This is a genomic window from Halarchaeum rubridurum (assembly GCF_014647115.1).
In the GTDB taxonomy this organism is placed as follows: Archaea; Halobacteriota; Halobacteria; order Halobacteriales; family Halobacteriaceae; genus Halarchaeum; species Halarchaeum rubridurum.
The window spans coordinates 236,933-256,281 of the sequence record NZ_BMOO01000001.1 but is presented as its reverse complement, the minus strand read 5'-3'; the positions used below and the strand labels follow the sequence as shown (position 1 = coordinate 256,281).

Sequence of the window (19,349 nt, the reverse complement as noted above, 5' to 3'; positions counted from 1 at the left end):
TCACTGCTCCACGCTCGTGCTTCGCTCCGCGTCCGCGTCCGCACCGCGGAGCGCGTCGAGTTTCTCGGCGGCCGCGCCCGAGTCGATGGCCTCGCGGGCGGCGTCCACGCCGGCTTCGAGCGTGTCGGCCTCCCCCGAGACGTAGACCGCCGCGCCCGCGTTGGCGAGGATGACGTCGCGCTTCGCGCCCGTCACGTCGCCCTCGACGATTCCGCGCAGGTCCGCCGCGTTCTCCGCCGGTGTCCCCCCGGCGATGGCGTCGATGGGGCTCCGCTCCAGCCCGAGGTCCGCGGGCGTGAGCGTGTACTCCTCGATTTCGTCGCCGTGGACCTCCGCGACGACCGTCTCGTCGTGGATCGTTATCTCGTCGAGGCCGCTGCCGTGGACGACGAGGGCGTCCTCCGCGGGCATCTCCGTGAGCGCGCTCGCGATGACGGACACGAGGTCGGGGTCGTAGACGCCGAGGACCTGCGCGTCCGCGCCCGCGGGGTTCGTCAGCGGCCCGAGGACGTTGAAGATGGTGCGCATCCCGAGCTCGCGCCGCGGGCCGATGACGGCCTTCATCGCGGGGTGGAACGCGGGCGCGTGCATGTACCCGATACCGTAGCTCTCGATGTGGTCCTCGACGGCCGCCGGGTCGGCGTCGAGGTCGACGCCCACCTCCTCTAAGACGTCCGAACTCCCCGAGGAGGAGGAGACGGAGTAGTTGCCGTGCTTGGCGACGGGGACGCCCGCCGCGGCGACGACGATGGCGGACGTCGTGGAGACGTTGATGGTGTCGTAGTCGTCCCCGCCCGTCCCGCACGTGTCGACGAGCGGGCTGCGTTCGGGGTCGATGGTGATGGCGGCGTCGCGCATCCCCTGCGCGAAGCCCGCGATCTCCGTCTCCGTCTCGCCCTTCGCGCGCAACCCGGCGAGCAGTGCGCCGATCTGCGCGTCGCTCGCGCCGTCGAAGACGGCCGTCGCGGCGTCGCGTGCCTCTGCCAGCGTGAGGTCCTCCCCGTCCGTGACGCGTTCGATGTAATCCTGCATAGTGGACACCGGTGTACGAATTCGGCTTACGATGTACAAGTCTGTACACCAGTATAAGCCTGTCGCGCGACGCCCGGGTGGGAACCACCCTCTCGGCGGCTCCGGTTCGAAACCTTCAACTATACCCCGGGACAACGAAGAGATGCGTTCGGAAGCACGCGACGCCGTGCGGGTTGGTGGTCTAGTCAGGCTATGACACCTCCTTGACATGGAGGAGGCCGGCGGTTCAAATCCGCCCCAACCCACTTTTCGACGACACAACGACGACGAGCAACGCGAGGAGTCCGTCGTTCGTCGAACGTGGCCGGGTGGATTTGAATCAGGGAGGTCGCGCGCAGCGCCAGCGAGCACGTCCGACCGTGGTTCACAATCCGCCCCAACCCACTCCCTCGACTTTTACCGCGCTCACCCGTCGCAGAGCGACGGTTTCGCTCGTGAAAGCTCGGCCAAAAGCCGTCCTCACTCCTGCCGCTCACTTCGTTCGCGTTAGTCGTCCGTCGGCCAGCGCGCTTCGCGCGCTGTGACTCGCGGCACTACCGGGCTCTTCGAGCCCCTCGTGCCGCGAACGCTAGCTCCGTGGTTCGTTTCGGTCTAATCGTCGTTGAACGGCACCTCTCCGTGAACGACGAGCTCCTCGTGCGGACCGTCACGGTCACGGAAGCGGCCGCGGAACGGGGGACGTCGGCGACGCTCGTCGTCACCGACGACGGCGGCCTGCGCTTCGACGTCGCGGCGTCGTCCTGACCGCTCCCGACGCGTACCTACCCGTCGAGGGCCGCGCCGCAGTCCGGGCAGGTCTCGTCCCGGTGCGTGAGCGCGGCGTCGCAGTCCGGACAGAATTCACGATAACAGACACGTTCTCCCATGGGTCTTACTACCGCGCTCTGCCTGAAACCGCTTTCCCCGCCGTCTGGGGGGTCGTCGCGCCGCTCCCTCGAAACGCGGTTTCGCGTGTGCCTGCAACAACCCTTTAGACCCTCCCGGGCCAACTCCGCGGGTACATGGACATCTCCGATATCGCAACGCAGGACTACACCGAGGTCGACGCCGAGGAGCGACTCGGGAAGGTGCGGGCCCTCTTCGAGGACGAGAACCCGAAGGGCGTCATCGTCACCCGCGCGGGCGGCGCGGAGTACGAGGGCGTCATCACCCAGAAACAGCTCCTCAGCTCCCACATCGAGGACGACACGCGCGCGATCACCATCGCCAACCCGAGCGGGAACGCGCCGAAGCTCGAACGCACCGAGGACGTCCGCGACGTCGCCCGTAAGCTCGTCGAGGGCGGCACGAAGATCGCGCCCGTCTTCGAGGCCGACCAGCTCTGGGGAATCGTCACGGAGGACCACATCCTCGAGGCCGTCCTCGACAGCCTCGACGCGCTGACCGTCGAGCAGATTTACACGGCCGACGTCGTCACCGTGAACGAGGACGACACGGTCGGGACGGTCATCAACCGCCTGCGCGAGCACGGTATCTCCCGTCTCCCCGTCCTCGACGAGGACGGCGACCTCACGGGCGTCGTGACGACCTACGACCTCGTGCGCTTCGTCACGCGCGACATCGAGAAGACGACGCGCGGCGACCGGCGCGGCGAAGTCGAGCGGATGCTCGACCTCCCGGTCTCCGACGTCATGTCCGAGCCCGTCGAGACGATCCGGCCCGACGACAGCGTCGAGTCCGCCGTCCGCACGATGCTGGAGAACGACTACGCCGGCCTCGTCGTCACGACGGAGAACGAACCCGACACCGTCGCCGGTGTCCTCACGAAGACGGACGTGCTGCGCGCGCTCTCCTACACCGAGGAGGAGCACATGGACGTTCAGATAACGAACATCGACCTGCTCGACACGCTCGTCCGCGAGGACGTCCGCGAGGGCATCGAGGAGGTCACCGAGAAGTACTCGAAGCTCCACGTCCGCCACGCGCACGTGCGCTTCCACGAGCACAAAGAGCGCCTTCGGGGCACGCCGCTCATCCAGTGTCAGATTCGCCTGCGGACGAACCAGGGCCAGATCGCCGGCACGGGCGAGGGGTACGGCGCGGACAACGCCTACTACATGGCGCTCGACACGCTCGAACGCAACGTCCTCGAAGTGAAGGGCGTGCAGGCTGACGAGGAGTACCAGGGCCAGCTCCTCCGCAAGCTCGGCGAACTCTAGAAGTCGGTTCCGTCCGCGGGCGCTTCGAGGCCGCGGTCCGTGATCTCGAAGCGCGCGCGTTCACCCGTCGGCTTCGCCCGGTGTTTCTCCAGGACCGCCCGGCGGGCGTCGCCGCGGAAGCGCTCCAATCTGACGACCGTCGCCGTCCAATGTTCGAGGGTGTGCCCGCCGAGCGGGCGCGTCCGGTCGGCGTCCGGGTCGGTGTACACCTGGTTCGTCACGAGCGCCGCCAGATCGTGTTTGCGCGCGAGCGACAGTAGATGTGTCACCTGCCGGGCGACCTCGCGGAGCGCCTCGCCGTTCTCGCCGGCGTCCTCGGTCCGGCGGAGCCGGTAGAACCCCGTCGCGGAGTCGAGGACGACGAGGTCCGCGCGCTCCGCGAATCCCTCCGCGTCCTTCACGGCCTCGGCCTGCTCGTCGAAGTCGCGCGCCTCGCTGACGACGATGCGCTCGGCGGCGTCGTCGGGGTCGTCCGCGACCGCCGAGAGCACCTGCTCGAAGCGGTCCGGGGAGAGCCCCTCGGTGTCGACGTAGACGGCCGTCCCGCCGTTCGCGGCGACGTGCGCGGCCGCGGCGAGCGCGACGGTCGTCTTCCCCGCACCCGGCGGGCCGTACACCTGCGTGACCGCCCCGCGCTCCAGCCCGCCGCCGAGGAGGTCGTCGAGCGGCCCGCACCCCGTCGTCAGTGCACTCATCGGCCGTCAGTAGCGCGCCGCCCGGGAAAAACGCGCCGATGCCCGCGACCCCGACACCCCCGTGGTCCGGTCGCACCCGGGAAGGTTTTTGCCCGCGCTCGCCCTGCGTCCGGCCGTGATCGTCGTCGCCACCGCCGACTTCGAGGTCTACCACGAGGTCGTCGGCGAACTCCGCGAGCGCGGTGCCGCGTTCACGACCGTCGAACCCGGCGCCCCCCTCCCCGCCGACGCCGACGTCGTCGTCACCGGCCCCGGGGACGACCTCGACGTCCCCTGCGACGTCGTCGTCGCGGACCCGGACGCCCCCCGCGCGGCCGTCGAGGAGGCCCTGACGCTCCTTCGGGGCGGCGGCCGGACCGTCGTCGGCGTCGACCCCGGCCCGCGCCCCGGCATCGCCGTCCTCTCCGGTGACCTCGTCGTCGCCGTCTTCCACGTCCCCGTGGAGGACGCCGCCGACGTCGTGCTGGCGGAGATCGCGGACGCCCCCGACCCGCTCGTCCGCGTCGGCGACGGCGCGCGCCGCCACGGCGCACGCATCATCGACGGCCTCGACGACGCGACGGTCGAACTCGTCGACGAGACCGGGACGACGCCCTACCTCGGCCGGGGTGCGCGCGGGATGGACGACGTGCTCGCCGCCGTCAACATCGCGCGCCTGTCTGGCGAGGTCGTCGGCGAGCGCAGTTTCGAGCCGACCGCGGGCGAACTCGACGTCATCAAGCAGCGCTCGCGCGAGCGCTCCGCGGAGAACCGCACCATCACCGAAGCCCTCGCGCGGCGGGTCGCGTCGGGGGAGCTGACGCTCGACGAGGCGCTCGAACGCCACGAGGGGCAGTAGCGTCGCGTCCCCCGCCGTCAGGTCCCCGCGCGCTCCGCGCGCACGGCCTCGACCGCCCGCCGCATCACTTCCCGAACCGGGAGCCCGGTCTCGGCAGCGACCGCCGCCGCGTCGTCGTACTCGGCGCTGTGGTCGTAGACCTCGCCCGCGGCGTCGCGCGCGACCTTCACCGACACCGCGTGCGTCTCCCCCTCGACCGCTATCTCCGCCGTCTCGAAGTCGCGCTCGGCGATCCAGCGGTGGCGCGCGCCCGTCTCGCGGATTCCGAGCGTCCCCGTCTCCTCCGCGAGGCGGCGCGCGACCGCGCCCGCGTCCGCGGGCTTCGCGATCACCTTCACGAGGTGGCCGGGCCGGGACTTCTTCATCGTCAGCGGGACGATGGAGACGTCACGCGCGCCCGCGTCAGCGAGCGTGTCCTGGAGGCCGCCGAGCACCTCCGGCGGCGCGTCGTCGAGGTTCGTTTCGAGGACGACGACGTCGTCGCGGACGAGGCCGTCGCGCGCCACGCGTTCGTCGTGAGCCGCGCCGTGAGTCCCGTCCTCGCTTTCTGCACTGTCCTCGCGCTCCTCGCCGACGACGGCGCGCAGGACGTTCGGCCGCTCGTCGAGGTTCGTCGAGCCCGCGCCGTACCCCGACTCCGACACGCGCATCGCCGGGGTCTCGTCGACGCCCTCGGCGTAGTGCGCGAGGAGCGCCGCGCCCGTCGGCGTGAGCAGCTCGGTCTCGACGGGGCCGCCCCGGAGGTGCCACGACGCGCGCTCGGCGATTTCGACGACCGCGGGTGCGGGGACGGGGTAGGTGCCGTGGTGCATCGACACCTCGCCGCTCCCGGCGGACACGGGCGTCGTCACGATTCGGTCGGGGTCGAGGTCGTGGAGGAGGAGCGCCGCCCCGACGACGTCCGCGACGGCGTCGTCCGCCCCAACCTCGTGGAAGTGCGTGTCGTCGAGGTCGGTGCCGTGGACGGCGGCCTCCGCGCGCCCCAACACCTCGAAGACCGCGAGCGCGTCCGCCTCGACGGCCTCCGGGAGCCCCATCGACTCCACGAGCGCGCGGACCTCCACGTACGTCCGGGTGGGACCGTGCCCCTCCGCGTCGTCGTGCGCGTGCGTGTGGCCGCGACCCCCGTCGTGTTCGTGCTCGTGGTCGTCGCGTTCGTCCGCACCGCGGTCGTCGTCCGGCGCGTCCCCGTGCGTGACCGACACCGCGGTGGCGCGAACGCCGCGTTTCGTCACGGTCGTCACGTCGTACGCGACGTCGAGGGCGTCCTCGACGCGTTCGAGGACGGTCGAGTCCGCGCCGGCGGCGACGAGCGCGCCGAGGAGCATGTCGCCGCTCGCGCCCGTCCGGCCGTCGAAGGCGAGCGTGGTCATAGGGAAAGGGGGACGCGCGGCGGCGAAAAGCGTGCCCATCTGCCGACACCGGCCGATGTTCGTGCGAGCGTCAGCGCTATGTACCCGGGTGTGATACCGTGGCACATAGGGCTCGTCCGGGGGAAGACGTTTCCCCCGCGCGGCGAGAAACTACCCACACCGGACACCCCAGATAATGAACGAAGTCCAACTCGAGGTTGCGAAGGCGTACCCGAACGACTCGGGGCGCGGCATCGCGCGCCTCGACCCCGACACGCTGCTCCACCTCAAGCTCAGCCCGGGCGACATCATCGAAATCGAGGGCGCGGAGACCACCGCCGCGAAGGTCTGGCGGGCCGACCGGCAGGACTGGAACACCGATACGGTCCGCATCGACGGCTTCACCCGTCAGAACGCCGAGGTCGGCATCGGCGAGCGCGTCGAGATTCGGAAGGCGGAAGCCGAGAAGGCCGACTCGCTCGTCCTCGCACCCCCCGAGGAGGCGAGCGTCCAGTTCGGCTCCGACGCGGCCGGCATGGTCAAACGCCAGATTCTCAAGCGCCCGGTCGTCGAGCGCGACATCGTCCCCGTCATGTCCTCCACGAACCACCCGTTCATGCGCTCCCCGGGGCAGGCGATTCCGCTGATCGCCGTCGAGACCGACCCCGAGGGCGTCGTCCTCGTCACCGAGGACACCGACGTCGAACTCCGCGAGGAGCCCATCAGCGGCTTCGAGCGCACCGGCGGCGGCATCACCTACGAGGACATCGGCGGCCTCCAGAACGAGATTCAGCGCGTCCGGGAGATGGTCGAACTCCCGATGAAACACCCCCAGATATTCCAGAAACTCGGCATCGAGCCGCCACAGGGGGTGTTGCTCCACGGGCCACCCGGCACGGGGAAGACGCTGCTCGCCAAGGCCGTCGCCAACGAGACCTCCGCGAGTTTCTTCTCCATCGCCGGCCCGGAGATAATCTCGAAGTACTACGGCGAATCCGAACAGCAACTCCGGGAGATATTCGAGGACGCGAAGGAGGACTCGCCCTCCATCATCTTCATCGACGAACTCGACTCCATCGCGCCCAAACGCGAGGACGTCACGGGCGAGGTCGAGCGCCGCGTCGTCGCCCAACTCCTCACGATGATGGACGGCCTCGAAGGCCGCGGGCAGGTCATCGTCATCGCGGCGACCAACAGGGTCGACGCCGTCGACCCCGCGCTCCGCCGTCCCGGGCGCTTCGACCGCGAAATCGAGATCGGCGTCCCCGACGAGGTCGGCCGCGAGGAGATACTCAAGATACACACGCGCGGGATGCCCCTCTCCGACGACGTCAACCTCGGGCACCTCGCCGGCGAGACGCACGGCTTCGTCGGCGCGGACATCGAGAGCCTCACGAAGGAGGCCGCGATGCGCGCGCTTCGCAGGTACCTCCCCGAGATAGACCTCGACGAGGAGGACATCCCGCCGAGCCTCATCGACCGGATGATAGTCAAGCGCGAGGACTTCCGCGGCGCGCTCGGCGAGGTCGAGCCCTCGGCGATGCGCGAAGTCCTCGTCGAACTCCCGAAGATATCGTGGGACGACGTCGGCGGGCTCCGCGAGGCCAAACAGGACGTCCAGGAGGCCGTCGAGTGGCCGCTCAACAGCCCGGAGAAGTTCGACCGCATGGGCATCGACCCGCCCGCGGGCGTCCTCCTCTACGGCCCGCCCGGCACGGGGAAGACCCTGATGGCGAAGGCCGTCGCCAACGAGACGAACGCGAACTTCATCTCCGTCAGGGGCCCCCAGCTCCTCTCGAAGTGGGTCGGCGAGTCCGAGAAGGCCATCCGCCAGACCTTCCGGAAGGCCCGGCAGGTCTCCCCGACGGTGATATTCTTCGACGAGCTCGACAGCCTCGCGCCCGGCCGCGGGCAGGAGGTCGGGAACAACGTCTCCGAACGCGTCGTCAACCAGCTCCTCACCGAACTCGACGGGCTGGAGGAGATGGGCGAGGTGATGGTTATCGGTGCGACGAACCGCCCCGACATCATCGACCCCGCGCTCATCCGCTCCGGGCGCTTCGACCGCATGGTCATGGTCGGCCAGCCCGGCGTCGAGGGTCGCGAGCGCATCCTCGAAATCCACACGCAGGACACGCCGCTCGCCCCCGACGTGAGCCTGCGCGAACTCGCCGAGATCACGGACGGCTACGTCGGCAGCGACCTCGCCTCCATCGCCCGCGAGGCCGCCATCGAGGCCCTCCGCGACGACGAGACGGCCGAGGAAGTCGAGATGCGTCACTTCCGGGCCGCCCTGGAGAACGTCCGCCCCACCATCACCGAGGACATCCTCGACTACTACGACCAGGTCGAAGAGCAGTTCAAGGGCGGCAACACGCCCGGGCAGGACCGCCGCGAGGGCGGCCACATCGGCTTCCAGTAGTCCCTTTTGCCGCGCTTGGGCGCGCGAAGCGCGCCCGGCGTCATCGGAGATCAAAGATTTCTGATCGGCGAACGAGACGACACCGTCATCTCGGTAACGCTCGGTGCGCGGACGCTAGCCCACGTGATTCAGTTGGCCCCGTCGGCGTCGTCGCTCTCCCGCCTCTTTGCCGATGCCGAGCGTCGCATCGGCGAGCGGAGCGCGAGCGCGTCGGTCGGGATGGCCGTCGCTCGGCGGGTGAGAGAACAGCGGGAGAGAAGTCGTTATTCGTCGACGGCGACGGCGTTGACCTGCCCGTCCTGCCCGGGGCGGGAGGTGACGCGCGCCTTCCCGGCGGACGTCTCGATGACTGCGCCCTTCGTGATGATGTTCCGGCGGGCGTAGTTCGGGTTCGCGTCGTTTTCGACGACGTCCTCGATGGTCGCGTGCTCGGTCTCGCCGTCGTCGGTGACGTTGGCGACGTCCGTGGAGAGCGCGCGGACCTTCGTCCCGGTGCCGCGGGAGTCGACGACGCGGAAGCGGCCCTCGCCGACCGTCGTCTCCGTGGGGGAGCGACCGAGTTCGTGCTTCTTCTTCTTCGAGTGCGGGCGGGTTCGCGCACCCGTCTTCGTGCGCTTGGAGCGGCCCTGGTACTGCATACCCCGAGATGGCGTCGTTACGTACTAAAGCCGTTCGGTCCGGTGGGGACCCGTCGTCTTTAGGCCGGCGCGGGCGCTCTCCCGAGCCATGAGCCTCCGCATCGCCGTCGGCGCGCCCTTCGTCTCCGAGGGCCGCGACCGGCTCGGCGAGCACGAGTTCGTCGTCGCCCTCTCGCTGGACCGGGACTGGATGAGCCCGGACCAGGCCAAACGCCTCGTCGACGTCGCCACGGGCGAGGGCCTCCTCGAACGCGACGAGGGCGACCTCGTGGCGACGTTCGACCTCGACGCGGTGTCGATTCCCGAGGAGTTCTCGCCCGACGAGTCGCTGTTCCAGGAGCGCTCGGCGTTCGAGACGGCGCTCGACGCCGTCGTCTCCGCGGGCGCGGACCGACAGGAGTCGGTCGCGGCCGTCAACGCCCTCCAGCGGGAGCTCGGCGTGACCGCGGACGTCGCCGCCGTCCTGCACGCGCGCCGCGAGGGTGTCGACGTCGCCGCGGCCGCCCGGAAGGCCGGGGAGGACCTCTGAATGGTCGAGCGCGCCCTCGACGACGGGACGCGAATCGCCCAACTGCTCGCCTCCGAACTCACGGGCCGCGAGACCGGTCCGTTCGCGGACGCGGCCGTGACGGACGCCGACCCGGACGTCGAGGCGACGCCCGACGGCGCGCGCGCGTACGACGTCACGCTCGGAGAGGCGCGCGTCGCGTCCGTCTTCGTCCTCCCCGAACGCGTCCGCGTGGAGTTCGCCGCCGGCCTCGACGCCGCGAAGCGCGCCGCCGACGACGCCGACCTCAGAGCGCGCCCGCGCGCCACCGACCCGCCCGCGCTCCTCGTCTTCGTCGCTGACGGCGCGGACGCAAAGCGCGTCCTCCCGGTGTTCCGGGCCGCGTTCGACGCGGCGCGCGAGGGGTAAGCAGTACGTTTAGGCCCGCCCGACGCGCACCGACGCTATGGGCTTCTTCGAGGACCTCGCGGCGCGCATCGACTCGCGGGACACGATGGTCTGCGTCGGACTCGACCCCGACCCTGACCGCCTCCCGGAGGACGTGCGCGACGCCGAGTTGCCGCGCTGGCAGTTCAACCGCCGAATCATCGACGCGACGCACGAGTGCGCCGCGTGCTACAAACCGAACGCGGCCTTCTACGAGGGCGCGGACGGGTGGCGCGCGCTCGCGGAGACCATCGCCTACGCGCACGGGAAGGACGTGCCCGTCATCCTCGACGCGAAGCGCGGCGACATCGGCAACACCGCCCGGCAGTACGCGAGCGCGCTCGACCGAGCCGACGCCATCACGGTCAACCCCTACATGGGCCGCGACAGCCTCCAGCCGTTCCTCTCCCGGGAGGAGAAGGGAATCTTCGCCCTCTGTCGCACCTCGAACCCCGGCGGGAAGGACTTTCAGAACCTCGAACTCGCCTCGTACGACGAGTACCTCTACGAGCACGTCGCCCGGCGCATGGCGGAGTGGGACGAACACGGCAACGTCGGCCTCGTCGTCGGCGCGACCCGTCCCGAAGAGCTCGAACGGGTGCGGGAGATCGCGCCCGACCTGCCCTTCCTCGTGCCGGGCGTCGGCGCGCAGGGCGGCGACGTCGAGGCCGCGGTCGAACACGGTCGCACCGCGGCGGGCGTCGGCGTCGTCAACTCCACGCGCGGCATCATCTTCGCCGGCGAGGAGCGCGAGGACTGGGACCGCGCCGCCGGTGCGGCCGCGAAGCGACTCCGCGACCGACTCAACGAGTACCGCTGACGCGCCGGCGACGGCGCGCGCTGTCGCGCTCCCGACTCGTGCGACTCTCCCGCTCCCGATACCGTCGCACGCACCGCCCGCTATCGCGGCCCGCGGAAGTCGCCGATGTCTTCGCCCCGCGAGCGGCGCTCCTCGGCCGCACACTCCTCGCAGAGGCCGAGTCCCGGATCGTAGTGCGCCTGACAGACGACGGCCCCGCAACGGTCGCACGCGAACCGCGCCTCGGCGGCCTCGCATATCTGACAGAGCCCGGTGACGCTCATACGCCCTCGCAGGCGACGACGGTACATCAACTCGGGGGCCGAACGGGGGACGGTGTTTCCACGCCGGGCCAGCGAGCGTGCTCCCCCGCGAATACGGACGTCTCGGGTCGTCTCCGGAGTCTCACCCGGGGAAGGCTTTTGGTAGGTGGTCACTAACACGCGTCCATGAGCGTCGACCGATCCGTCCTGCATCGCGCGCTCGAACGCGGCGAGCAGGAGGGTGGGCACGTGGAGTTCAAAGAGCGCCTCACGCGCGAGGTCCACCTCGCCGAGGGGCGACTGGAGAGTCTGGCCGCCCAACTCCGCCACCGCGTCCTCTCCGGCGACGGCGAGGCGCAGTACGTCGTCGGCGTCACCGACGACGGCGGTATCGCCGGCATCGACCCCGAGGCCTTCTCGGAGACCCTCGACGTCCTCAGCCTCCTCGCCGAGGAGGCCAGCGCGCACATCGACGACGTCCAGACGTGGGGGACGGAGGGGCCCGGGCTCGTCGGCGTCGCCACGGTCCGCGACGGCGGCCAACTCACCGCGGACGACGACCACGTCATCGTCGGCACCGCCGGCCACGTCGACCACGGGAAGTCCACGCTCGTCGGCTCGCTCGTCACCGGCCGCGCCGACGACGGCGACGGCGACACCCGGAGCTTCCTCGACGTCCAACCCCACGAGGTCGAACGCGGCCTCTCAGCCGACCTCTCCTACGGCGTCTACGGCTTCGACGGCGACGGCCCCGTCCGCGTCGAGAACCCCCACCGGAAACACGAGCGGGCCGCCGTCGTCGAGCAGGCCGACCGCGTCGTCTCCTTCGTCGACACCGTGGGCCACGAGCCGTGGCTCCGCACCACGATTCGCGGCCTCGTCGGCCAGAAGATCGACTACGGCCTGCTCGTCGTCGCCGCCGACGACGGCCCGACCGACACGACGCGCGAACACCTCGGCGTCCTCCTCGCCACCGAACTCCCCACCATCGTCGCCATCACCAAGACCGACCTCGCCGACGACGCCCGCGTCGAGGCCGTCGAACGCGATGTCGAGCGCCTCCTCCGCGACACCGGCCGGACCCCGCTCCCCGTCGAGCGCCACGGCGTCGACGCCGCCGTCGAGGAGACGGACGACGCCGTCGTCCCCATCGTCCGCACGAGCGCCGTCGGCGACGAGGGCCTCGACGTCCTCGACGAACTGTTCGAGCGCCTCCCGAAAACCGCCGCCGCGGGCGGCGACTTCCGCATGTACGTGGACCGCTCGTACAGCGTCACCGGCGTCGGTGCCGTCGCCTCCGGCACCATCAAGTCCGGGACCGTCGAGGCCGGCGACGAACTCCTCCTCGGCCCCTTCAGCGACGGCTCCTTCCGCGAGGTCGAGGCCCGCAGCATCGAGATGCACTACCACCGCGTCGACAAGGCCGAAGCCGGCCGAATCGTCGGCATCGCGCTCGCCGGCGTCCGCGAGTCCGAACTCGAACGCGGCATGGTGCTCGTCCCGCGCGACGCCGACCCGACGCCGACGCGCGCCTTCGAGGCCGACGTGATGGTGCTCAACCACCCCACGCGCATCGACGACGGCTACGAACCCGTCGTCCACCTCGAAACCGCGAGCGAGGCCGCGCGCTTCCACCCCGAGGGCGGCCAACTCCTCCCCGGCGACACCGGGCGCGCGACGGTCGAGTTCAAGTTCCGGCCCTACCTCGTCGAGGAGGGCCAGCGCTTCGTCTTCCGCGAGGGTTCGAGCAAGGGCGTCGGCACCGTCACGGGGCTCCTCGACTGAGCGCGTCCGCGCTCAGAGCCCGAAGCTCTCCGCGAGGACCTCCTCGTCCGTCCCACCGAGCGCGTACGTCGGCCCGCCGACGACGTTCACCGTCACCTGCGCCGGCCCGAAGACCCCCGCCGCGACCTCCGCGAAGTCCCACTCGACGTCGTCGAAGACCTCGCCGAGCGGCCGGCCGTACTCCTCGCCCGCCGTCGACGGCACCGCCTCGAACGCCTCGGAGTCGTCCGTCTCGACCGTCGCGTACACTTCCCCGCCGTACGCCAGCGCGTCCATCCCGCGCGCAATCGCCGTCGACTCGTCGCCCGCGACCGGCGCGACCGGCGCGCGACCGTTCACCGAGCGAACGTCCTGGGGGTCGTACCCCGCCTCGAAGAGGCGGAACGTCGCCATCTCCGCTGCGCGCGCTGCCGCGGAGACGCTCCCCGCTGTCGAGGCCGCCGCGTACGCCGGCAGGTAGAGACCGTCCGTGTTCACCTCCGCGCGCTCCGCGATCAGGTCCGCGACGCCCTCGGTCGGGAGGGCGTCCGACTCGAGCGTCAACACCGAGAGGTCGAACGCGTCCGTGTAGCCGAGCTCGCGGAACTCCGCCTCCTCGGCGACGAGCGCGCGCGCCGGCCCCGACCCCAGCGCCTCGTAGCCGTCGACCGAGAGCTCCCAGCCCGCCTTCTGCGAGCAGAGCAGTGCGAGGTCGGGTCGGTCGCACGCCAGTTCGACGTGCGTGACGGGCGCGCCCGCGACCGTGTCCATCCCGGTCTGCACCGTCGCCAACCCCGCCGTCTGAATCTCCGCGAGGAGGAGGCCGGCCTCGATACCGCCCGTGTGTTCGACGCCGAAGTCCAGTACCGTCGCGCCGTTCTCCAGGTCGAACGCGCCGACGTCGAGTTCGCCCGCGAACTCCACCGCCTCGTCGGCCAACTCGACAGCCATCCGGTTGATGCTCTCCATACCCGCGGGTTCGGCCGTCCCGCGGTAAAACGTTTGCAGTCCCGTTCTCTCCGGATCGAGTGCGCGACGCGAACCCGTTCTCACCCGGAACCGCGCCGCGTTCCCGCTGTGCTGTGCGCACGAGCGCGTCTCCCGTGCTCCCCACACGAACGCCGTCCGCGCGAGCGAAGGAGTGCGGGACTAGATCGGCAGCTTCACCGCTCGCCGTCCGATTTCTCCTCGCGTCGCCGTCGCGCTTCCCGCCCCAACTCCCGCTCGACGCCCGCGACCTTCTCGACGGCCGACTCCTCGGACGTCCGCTTGTCGTCGATCTTCAGGAACGTGCTCACTCGCTCACCCGGCACGGCCTCGTGGGCCGCCTCGACCGCGTCGAGGAGCGTCCCGACGTCCGCGGCCTCGATGGTCGTCCCCATCGGCGTCGTCTCGTAGGAGACGTCGAAGTCGTCGAGCGCGTCGACGGCCTTCGCCACGTCCGCCGCCATACTCCCCTCTCGGACCGGTGCGACGCTGAGAAACCCGATTACGGTCATGTGCGGAGACACGTGCCGTCCCCACATAGACGTACCGTCACGCGCGCACGCGAGAAGAACGAAAGGACAGCCGAGGTACGACCGTCGTACGACTCTCGACGCACGTCACTCGACGACGTCGCTAAACACCGAACGGGAAACGACGAACGCCGTCGCTCCGTGGCGGAGGTCTGTGGAGAAATGCACTGGCGGGGATTTGAACCCCGGTTGTGACCATGGCAAGGTCACGTGATACCACTACACTACCAGTGCGCGTCTGCAATTCATCCGAGGTGCCGGGTATAAAAAAGACTTTCGAAGCGACGCCGCGCCCTCGACGTGTTCGGCCGGTTCGTGTTCCCTCCTAGCACACGTCTACGGCCGTGAGACGGCTTCACGGGGCCGAACGCGTAACGACACCCTTTTTAGCGCCCCGTCGGTAGTGTGGCTACAGTCTCGTGACGAGACGTGGACGCGAACAGGCATGACACGCAGCGTACTCGTGCCGTCGTCCATCTGCCGGGAAGCCGAGGACAAACGCGAGGCGACTCGCAAGCTCGGCTACGTGGCCCGCGCGGCCGCGGTCTTCCGGGCGGATCGCCTCGTGGTCTTTCCGGACCCCGAGGGGGAACGCCGCTGGGGCGTCGGGTTCGTCGAAACGGTGTTGCGGTACGCCGCGACGCCACCTTACCTCCGAAAGGAGGCCTTCGACACCCGCGACGAACTGGAGTACGCCGGCATCCTGCCGCCGCTCCGCCTCTCGTCATGGACCGGCTCCGAATCGAGCGGTTCGGGGTCGCATCGAGAAGGGATCGTGACCCAGGTCGGATCTGAAGGGCGCGTTCGGGTCAATTGCGGTATGCAACACCCGATCTCCCTCCACCTCCCCGGCGATATGGAGGTCTCGGAGGGGGAGCGCGTGACCATCAGGGTATCTTCGCGACGACCGGTCCGAGCGAGGATCGTGGAGGAGGCCCCACCGGGCTTCCAGGTCTTCACTCGGGCCATCGGGGACGAACTCGACCGTCCGGACGCCGGGTTCCGGGTCGCCACGTCACGCTTCGGGGTGCCAGTCGGCACCGCGACCGTGGGCGACCTCACCCAGCGCGTCCACGAGGACGGACTGACCGTGGCGTTCGGCTCGCCCGAACGCGGGCTACCGCCCATGCTCGGCATCGACGCCGACGCGGTCAGGGAGTTCGACCCCGCCCAGTCCACCCGCGCACCCGGGGGGTTCGACACCTGGCTCAACACCATCCCCGACCAAGGTAGCGAGGTCGTGCGAACGGAAGAAGCGATGTTCGCCTCACTCGCATGCCTGACGCTCACGGAGTGATACGATGCCACAACCAAACCGACCACGCAAAGGCTCTCTGGGGTTCGGTCCCCGTAAGCGCGCGGCGAGCGAAGTCCCGCGCTTCAACAGCTGGCCCGACGATGACGGCCAGCCCGGACTTCAGGGGTTCGCCGGGTACAAGGCAGGCATGAGTCACGTCGTGATGGTGGACGACAAGTCCAACTCCCCCACCGAGGGAATGGAGACGACCGTCCCCGTCACCGTCGTCGAAACACCCGCGATGCGCGCCGCCGCGGTGCGGGCGTACGAGGACACGCCGTACGGCAAGAAGCCGGTCACGGAAGTCTGGTCCGAGGACCTCGACGCGGACCTCGACCGGACCCTCGACGTCCCCTCCGAGGCAGCGCGCGGCGATTACGGCGCCATCGAGGAGCTCGTGGAGAACGGTGAGGTCGACGACCTCCGCGTCGTCACCCACACCGTTCCCGCGGGCCTCTCCGGCGTCCCGAAGAAGAAGCCCGACGTCATGGAGACGCGCGTCGGCGGCGGCTCGCTCGACGAGCGCGCCGACTTCGCGCTTGAGCTCCTCAGCGAGGGCGGCGAGCACGAGTTCGGTGACGTCTTCCGTGCTGGCGAGTTCCTCGACGCCTCCGGCGTCACGAAGGGCAAGGGCACCCAGGGCCCCGTCAAGCGCTGGGGCGTCCAGAAACGCAAGGGCAAACACAAGCGCCAGGGCTGGCGCCGCCGCATCGGGAACCTCGGTCCGTGGAACCCCTCCCGGGTTCGCTCGACGGTTCCCCAGCAGGGCCAGACCGGCTACCACCAGCGCACCGAGCTCAACAAGCGCCTCGTCGACTTCGGCGACGGCGACGACGAGGCGGTCGAGGCCGCGGGCGGCTTCCCGAACTACGGGGACGTCTCCGGCTCGTACGCCCTCATCAAGGGCTCGCTGCCCGGCCCCGAGAAGCGCCTCCTGCGCTTCCGTCCGGCCATCCGACCCAACGAATCGCCGCGCCTCGACCCCGAGGTGCGCTACGTGAGCACCGCGTCGAACCAGGGCTAAATCATGCAGGCAACAGTCCGTGGCCTCGATGGCGACGACGCCGGCTCCGTCGACCTCCCGGAGGTCTTCGAGACGGCGTACCGCCCCGACCTCATCCGTCGGGCGGTCCTCGCCGCACAGGCCAATCGAAAACAGCAGTACGGCGCTGACGAGTACGCGGGTCTGCGCACCCCCGCCGAATCCATGGGCAGCGGACGCGGTATGGCCCACGTCCCCCAGACGAACGGGCGTGGCGCACGCGTTCCGCAGACCGTGGGCGGCCGGAAGGCGCACCCGCCGAAAGCAGAGAAAGACCAGGGCAAGACGGTCAACAAGAAGGAGCGCAAGCTCGCCGTCCGGTCCGCCATCGCGGCGACGACCGACGCGGAACTCGTCGAAGAGCGCGGCCACGCGTTCGACGACGATCTCGAACTGCCGCTCGTCGTCGATGATGCGTTCGAGGACCTTGTGAAGACGAAGGAGGTCGTCTCCTTCCTCGAAGCCGTCGGCGCGCACGCCGACGTCGAGCGCGCGGACGACGGCAAGACCGTCCGCGCCGGGCAGGGCAAGCTCCGCGGCCGCAAGTACCGCGAGCCCAGCTCCGTCCTCTTCGTCACGTCGAGCGAGACCGGTCCGTCGACGGCCGCCCGCAACCTCGCGGGCGTCGACGTCGCGACCGCCGCCGAAGTGAACGCCGAGGACCTCGCGCCCGGCGCGCACGCCGGTCGGCTCACCGTCTGGACCGAGAGCGCGCTCTCGGAGGTGGCCGAGCGATGAGCGGCATCATCGAGTACCCGCTCGTCACGGAGAAGGCGATGGACGACATGGACTTCGGCAACAAGCTCCAGTTCATCGTCGACGTCGACGCGACCAAGGGCGACGTCAGCGAGGCGATCTCCACGCAGTACGACGTCACCGTCGAGTCCGTCAACACGCAGGTGACGATGGACGGCACGAAGAAGGCCACCGTCAAGCTCTCCGAGGAGGACGACGCGCAGGACGTCGCCTCCCGGATAGGGGTGTTCTAACAATGGGACGCAGGATTCAGGGTCAGCGACGTGGCCGCGGGACGAGCACGTTCCGCGCGCCGTCGCACCGATACAAGGCGGAACTGTCACACAAGAAGCCCGAGGGCGACGTGCTCTCCGGCGAGGTCGTCGACATCGAGCACGACCCCGCACGGAGCGCTCCCGTCGCGCGCGTCGAGTTCGACGACGGCGACCAGCGCCTCGTCCTCGCCGCCGAGGGCGTCGGCGTCGGCGACACGCTCGAAGTCGGCATCTCGGCGTCCGTCGAGCCCGGCAACACGCTCCCGCTCGCGGAGATTCCCGAAGGGGTCCCCGTCAGCAACGTCGAGCACCAGCCCGGCGACGGCGGGAAGTTCGCGCGCGCCTCCGGCGTGAACGCCGACCTCGTCACGCACGAGCGCGACGCCGCGGTCGTGCAGCTGCCGAGCGGTGAGGTCAAGCGCCTCTCGCCGGACTGTCGCGCCACCGTCGGCGTCGTCGCCGGCGGCGGTCGGACGGAGAAGCCGTTCGTGAAGGCCGGAAACAAGCACCACAAGATGAAGGCCCGCGGGACGAAGTGGCCGCGCGTCCGTGGTGTGGCGATGAACGCCGTCGACCACCCGTTCGGTGGCGGTGGCCGTCAGCACCCCGGTCGCCCGAAGAGCGTCTCGAAGAACGCGCCGCCCGGACGGAAGGTCGGGGACATCGGCTCCCGACGCACCGGCCGTGGAGGGAACTAACGCATGAGTACGGAATACCGCACCGGCCGCGAGGGTGAGTTCACCTATCGTGGCTACGACCTTGACGAACTCCAGGACATGGACCTGGAGGACGTCGCGGAACTGCTCCCCGCGCGACAGCGGCGAACCATCACCCGTGGCCTCTCCGAGGAGCACCAGAAGGTCCTCGAGAAGGCGCGAGCGCGCGACGCCGAGGAGACGGCGAACAACCCGATCCGCACGCATCTCCGCGACATGCCCGTCCTCCCCGAGTTCGTCGGGCTGACCTTCGCGGTCTACGACGGACAGGAGTTCGGGCGCGTCGAGGTGCAGCCCGAGATGATCGGTCACTACCTCGGCGAGTTCGAACTGACGCGTAGCTCGGTCGAACACGGGCAGGCGGGTATCGGCGCGACCCGCTCCTCGAAGTTCGTGCCGCTCAAATAACCCATGGGAATCAGCTACAGCGTCGACGCCGACCCGGAGACCACCGCGAAGGGGATGCTCCGCGAGCGGCCGATCAGCCTGAAGCACAGCAAGGCCATCGCCCGCGAGATCAAGGGCGAAACGGTCGCGGACGCCGAATCGTACCTCGAAGCGGTGCTGAACGAGGAGCAGTCGGTGCCGTTCAAACAGCACAACTCCGGCGTCGGACACCGTTCCGACATCGAGGGCTGGGACGCCGGCCGCTACCCGGAGAAGGCGACGAAGGACTTCCAGAAGCTCCTGACGAACGTCTCGAACAACGCCGAACAGCAGGGCTTCGAGCCCGCTGAGATGGTCATCACGCACGTCGCCGCCCACAAGGTCGGCGAGACGCAGGGCCGCAAGCCCCGTGCGATGGGCCGCGCGACGGCGTGGAACAGCCCGCAGGTGGACGTCGAACTCATCATCGAGGAGGCAGAATAAC

Annotated in this window: 22 protein-coding genes and 2 tRNA genes; 16 read left to right on the top strand and 8 right to left on the bottom strand. The window is 69.9% G+C overall.

Features of this window, described 5'->3' with window-relative positions; all coding sequences use genetic code 11:
• A complete protein-coding gene (gene trpD, locus IEX84_RS01385) occupies positions 1 to 1,032 on the bottom strand; it encodes an anthranilate phosphoribosyltransferase (RefSeq protein WP_188869186.1) in 1,032 nt (343 codons plus the stop codon).
• 170 nt (positions 1,033 to 1,202) lie between these two features.
• On the opposite strand from trpD, the gene IEX84_RS01380 reads away from it, so the two are divergent.
• The 3 genes from IEX84_RS01380 to IEX84_RS01375 all read left to right on the top strand — a co-directional run bounded on the left by IEX84_RS01380 (position 1,203) and on the right by IEX84_RS01375 (position 3,191).
• A tRNA-Val gene (locus IEX84_RS01380) sits at positions 1,203 to 1,277 on the top strand.
• A 373-nt stretch (positions 1,278 to 1,650) separates the two neighbouring features.
• Positions 1,651 to 1,776: a hypothetical protein gene (locus tag IEX84_RS14670; RefSeq protein WP_268237615.1), complete on the top strand. Its 126-nt coding sequence runs from the start codon at positions 1,651 to 1,653 to the stop codon at positions 1,774 to 1,776.
• A gap of 257 nt (positions 1,777 to 2,033) precedes the next feature.
• Positions 2,034 to 3,191, top strand: coding sequence for a CBS domain-containing protein (locus tag IEX84_RS01375; protein WP_188869185.1), 1,158 nt, complete (start codon positions 2,034 to 2,036; stop codon positions 3,189 to 3,191).
• Here the strand turns inward: IEX84_RS01375 and radB are convergent.
• Positions 3,188 to 3,886, bottom strand: coding sequence for a DNA repair and recombination protein RadB (gene radB, locus IEX84_RS01370; RefSeq protein WP_188869184.1), 699 nt, complete (start codon positions 3,884 to 3,886; stop codon positions 3,188 to 3,190). The genes IEX84_RS01375 and radB overlap by 4 nt on opposite strands.
• A gap of 115 nt (positions 3,887 to 4,001) precedes the next feature.
• Between radB and IEX84_RS01365 the strand changes: the two genes are divergently transcribed.
• Positions 4,002 to 4,724, top strand: coding sequence for a hypothetical protein (locus IEX84_RS01365; protein WP_188869183.1), 723 nt, complete (start codon positions 4,002 to 4,004; stop codon positions 4,722 to 4,724).
• A 17-nt stretch (positions 4,725 to 4,741) separates the two neighbouring features.
• Here the strand turns inward: IEX84_RS01365 and larC are convergent, their stop codons facing one another.
• Positions 4,742 to 6,097 carry a nickel pincer cofactor biosynthesis protein LarC gene (gene larC, locus IEX84_RS01360; RefSeq protein WP_188869182.1) on the bottom strand — a complete coding sequence of 452 codons (1,356 nt, stop codon included), beginning with the start codon at positions 6,095 to 6,097 and terminating at the stop codon, positions 4,742 to 4,744.
• A 175-nt stretch (positions 6,098 to 6,272) separates the two neighbouring features.
• Between larC and IEX84_RS01355 the strand changes: the two genes are divergently transcribed.
• Positions 6,273 to 8,498 carry a CDC48 family AAA ATPase gene (locus IEX84_RS01355; protein WP_188869181.1) on the top strand — a complete coding sequence of 742 codons (2,226 nt, stop codon included), beginning with the start codon at positions 6,273 to 6,275 and terminating at the stop codon, positions 8,496 to 8,498.
• A gap of 263 nt (positions 8,499 to 8,761) precedes the next feature.
• On the opposite strand, the gene IEX84_RS01350 is transcribed toward IEX84_RS01355, so the two are convergent.
• Positions 8,762 to 9,136: a 30S ribosomal protein S8e gene (locus IEX84_RS01350; RefSeq protein ID WP_188869180.1), complete on the bottom strand. Its 375-nt coding sequence runs from the start codon at positions 9,134 to 9,136 to the stop codon at positions 8,762 to 8,764.
• Between the two features lie 88 nt (positions 9,137 to 9,224).
• Here IEX84_RS01350 and IEX84_RS01345 point away from each other — a divergent pair, with 88 nt between their 5' ends.
• The 3 genes from IEX84_RS01345 to pyrF are packed head-to-tail and all read left to right on the top strand — an operon-like array spanning position 9,225 to position 10,890.
• Positions 9,225 to 9,665 carry a DUF2240 family protein gene (locus tag IEX84_RS01345; RefSeq protein WP_188869179.1) on the top strand — a complete coding sequence of 147 codons (441 nt, stop codon included), beginning with the start codon at positions 9,225 to 9,227 and terminating at the stop codon, positions 9,663 to 9,665.
• Positions 9,666 to 10,052 carry a hypothetical protein gene (locus IEX84_RS01340; RefSeq protein ID WP_188869178.1) on the top strand — a complete coding sequence of 129 codons (387 nt, stop codon included), beginning with the start codon at positions 9,666 to 9,668 and terminating at the stop codon, positions 10,050 to 10,052.
• A 37-nt stretch (positions 10,053 to 10,089) separates the two neighbouring features.
• Complete coding sequence (pyrF, locus tag IEX84_RS01335) at positions 10,090 to 10,890, top strand: orotidine-5'-phosphate decarboxylase (RefSeq protein WP_188869177.1); 801 nt, start codon at positions 10,090 to 10,092, stop codon at positions 10,888 to 10,890.
• An 80-nt stretch (positions 10,891 to 10,970) separates the two neighbouring features.
• On the opposite strand, the gene IEX84_RS01330 is transcribed toward pyrF, so the two are convergent.
• Positions 10,971 to 11,153 (bottom strand): hypothetical protein, encoded by a 183-nt coding sequence (locus IEX84_RS01330; RefSeq protein WP_188869176.1) that lies wholly within the window; start codon positions 11,151 to 11,153, stop codon positions 10,971 to 10,973.
• Positions 11,154 to 11,318: 165 nt separating this feature from the next.
• Here IEX84_RS01330 and IEX84_RS01325 point away from each other — a divergent pair, with 165 nt between their 5' ends.
• Positions 11,319 to 12,917: a GTPBP1 family GTP-binding protein gene (locus tag IEX84_RS01325; RefSeq protein WP_188869175.1), complete on the top strand. Its 1,599-nt coding sequence runs from the start codon at positions 11,319 to 11,321 to the stop codon at positions 12,915 to 12,917.
• Positions 12,918 to 12,929: 12 nt separating this feature from the next.
• Here IEX84_RS01325 and mch read toward each other — a convergent pair whose 3' ends face one another.
• From mch to IEX84_RS01310, 3 genes are all read right to left on the bottom strand, one after another.
• Positions 12,930 to 13,865, bottom strand: a complete 936-nt coding sequence (gene mch, locus IEX84_RS01320; RefSeq protein WP_188869174.1) for a methenyltetrahydromethanopterin cyclohydrolase — start codon at positions 13,863 to 13,865, stop codon at positions 12,930 to 12,932.
• A 194-nt stretch (positions 13,866 to 14,059) separates the two neighbouring features.
• Complete coding sequence (locus tag IEX84_RS01315; protein ID WP_188869173.1) at positions 14,060 to 14,395, bottom strand: thiamine-binding protein; 336 nt, start codon at positions 14,393 to 14,395, stop codon at positions 14,060 to 14,062.
• A gap of 181 nt (positions 14,396 to 14,576) precedes the next feature.
• Positions 14,577 to 14,647 (bottom strand) — tRNA-Gly (locus tag IEX84_RS01310).
• Between the two features lie 211 nt (positions 14,648 to 14,858).
• On the opposite strand from IEX84_RS01310, the gene IEX84_RS01305 reads away from it, so the two are divergent.
• From IEX84_RS01305 to IEX84_RS01275, 7 genes are read left to right on the top strand one after another with little or no spacing between them, the layout of a single operon-like run.
• A complete protein-coding gene (locus tag IEX84_RS01305; RefSeq protein ID WP_188869172.1) occupies positions 14,859 to 15,710 on the top strand; it encodes a putative RNA uridine N3 methyltransferase in 852 nt (283 codons plus the stop codon).
• Between the two features lie 4 nt (positions 15,711 to 15,714).
• The gene (locus IEX84_RS01300; RefSeq protein WP_188869171.1) at positions 15,715 to 16,734 is read left to right on the top strand and encodes a 50S ribosomal protein L3; all 1,020 of its coding nucleotides are present in this window, start codon (positions 15,715 to 15,717) and stop codon (positions 16,732 to 16,734) included.
• A gap of 3 nt (positions 16,735 to 16,737) precedes the next feature.
• Positions 16,738 to 17,490 carry a 50S ribosomal protein L4 gene (gene rpl4p, locus IEX84_RS01295; protein ID WP_188869170.1) on the top strand — a complete coding sequence of 251 codons (753 nt, stop codon included), beginning with the start codon at positions 16,738 to 16,740 and terminating at the stop codon, positions 17,488 to 17,490.
• Positions 17,487 to 17,741, top strand: a complete 255-nt coding sequence (locus IEX84_RS01290; protein ID WP_188869169.1) for a 50S ribosomal protein L23 — start codon at positions 17,487 to 17,489, stop codon at positions 17,739 to 17,741. The genes rpl4p and IEX84_RS01290 overlap by 4 nt, the downstream gene beginning before the upstream one ends.
• Positions 17,742 to 17,743: 2 nt before the next feature.
• On the top strand, positions 17,744 to 18,460 hold the full coding sequence (locus IEX84_RS01285; RefSeq protein ID WP_188869168.1) for a 50S ribosomal protein L2: 717 nt from the start codon (positions 17,744 to 17,746) through the stop codon (positions 18,458 to 18,460).
• Between the two features lie 3 nt (positions 18,461 to 18,463).
• Complete coding sequence (locus tag IEX84_RS01280; RefSeq protein WP_188869167.1) at positions 18,464 to 18,886, top strand: 30S ribosomal protein S19; 423 nt, start codon at positions 18,464 to 18,466, stop codon at positions 18,884 to 18,886.
• A 3-nt stretch (positions 18,887 to 18,889) separates the two neighbouring features.
• A complete protein-coding gene (locus IEX84_RS01275; protein WP_188869166.1) occupies positions 18,890 to 19,348 on the top strand; it encodes a 50S ribosomal protein L22 in 459 nt (152 codons plus the stop codon).
• Position 19,349 lies beyond the last annotated feature (1 nt).

What these genes read in the sequence shown, in the direction of transcription:
- IEX84_RS01355 (WP_188869181.1), top strand. Translation starts at nt 6,273, where the DNA reads ATGAACGAAGTCCAACTCGAGGTTGCGAAGGCGTACCCGAACGACTCG.
- IEX84_RS01275 (WP_188869166.1), top strand. Translation starts at nt 18,890, where the DNA reads ATGGGAATCAGCTACAGCGTCGACGCCGACCCGGAGACCACCGCGAAG.
- IEX84_RS01350 (WP_188869180.1), bottom strand. Translation starts at nt 9,136, where the DNA reads ATGCAGTACCAGGGCCGCTCCAAGCGCACGAAGACGGGTGCGCGAACC.
- IEX84_RS01290 (WP_188869169.1), top strand. Translation starts at nt 17,487, where the DNA reads ATGAGCGGCATCATCGAGTACCCGCTCGTCACGGAGAAGGCGATGGAC.
- IEX84_RS01345 (WP_188869179.1), top strand. Translation starts at nt 9,225, where the DNA reads ATGAGCCTCCGCATCGCCGTCGGCGCGCCCTTCGTCTCCGAGGGCCGC.
- IEX84_RS01305 (WP_188869172.1), top strand. Translation starts at nt 14,859, where the DNA reads ATGACACGCAGCGTACTCGTGCCGTCGTCCATCTGCCGGGAAGCCGAG.
- rpl4p (WP_188869170.1), top strand. Translation starts at nt 16,738, where the DNA reads ATGCAGGCAACAGTCCGTGGCCTCGATGGCGACGACGCCGGCTCCGTC.
- IEX84_RS01280 (WP_188869167.1), top strand. Translation starts at nt 18,464, where the DNA reads ATGAGTACGGAATACCGCACCGGCCGCGAGGGTGAGTTCACCTATCGT.
- IEX84_RS01315 (WP_188869173.1), bottom strand. Translation starts at nt 14,395, where the DNA reads ATGACCGTAATCGGGTTTCTCAGCGTCGCACCGGTCCGAGAGGGGAGT.
- pyrF (WP_188869177.1), top strand. Translation starts at nt 10,090, where the DNA reads ATGGGCTTCTTCGAGGACCTCGCGGCGCGCATCGACTCGCGGGACACG.
- IEX84_RS01330 (WP_188869176.1), bottom strand. Translation starts at nt 11,153, where the DNA reads ATGAGCGTCACCGGGCTCTGTCAGATATGCGAGGCCGCCGAGGCGCGG.
- mch (WP_188869174.1), bottom strand. Translation starts at nt 13,865, where the DNA reads ATGGAGAGCATCAACCGGATGGCTGTCGAGTTGGCCGACGAGGCGGTG.
- IEX84_RS01285 (WP_188869168.1), top strand. Translation starts at nt 17,744, where the DNA reads ATGGGACGCAGGATTCAGGGTCAGCGACGTGGCCGCGGGACGAGCACG.
- IEX84_RS01300 (WP_188869171.1), top strand. Translation starts at nt 15,715, where the DNA reads ATGCCACAACCAAACCGACCACGCAAAGGCTCTCTGGGGTTCGGTCCC.
- radB (WP_188869184.1), bottom strand. Translation starts at nt 3,886, where the DNA reads ATGAGTGCACTGACGACGGGGTGCGGGCCGCTCGACGACCTCCTCGGC.
- IEX84_RS01340 (WP_188869178.1), top strand. Translation starts at nt 9,666, where the DNA reads ATGGTCGAGCGCGCCCTCGACGACGGGACGCGAATCGCCCAACTGCTC.
- trpD (WP_188869186.1), bottom strand. Translation starts at nt 1,032, where the DNA reads ATGCAGGATTACATCGAACGCGTCACGGACGGGGAGGACCTCACGCTG.
- IEX84_RS01325 (WP_188869175.1), top strand. Translation starts at nt 11,319, where the DNA reads ATGAGCGTCGACCGATCCGTCCTGCATCGCGCGCTCGAACGCGGCGAG.
- larC (WP_188869182.1), bottom strand. Translation starts at nt 6,097, where the DNA reads ATGACCACGCTCGCCTTCGACGGCCGGACGGGCGCGAGCGGCGACATG.
- IEX84_RS01375 (WP_188869185.1), top strand. Translation starts at nt 2,034, where the DNA reads ATGGACATCTCCGATATCGCAACGCAGGACTACACCGAGGTCGACGCC.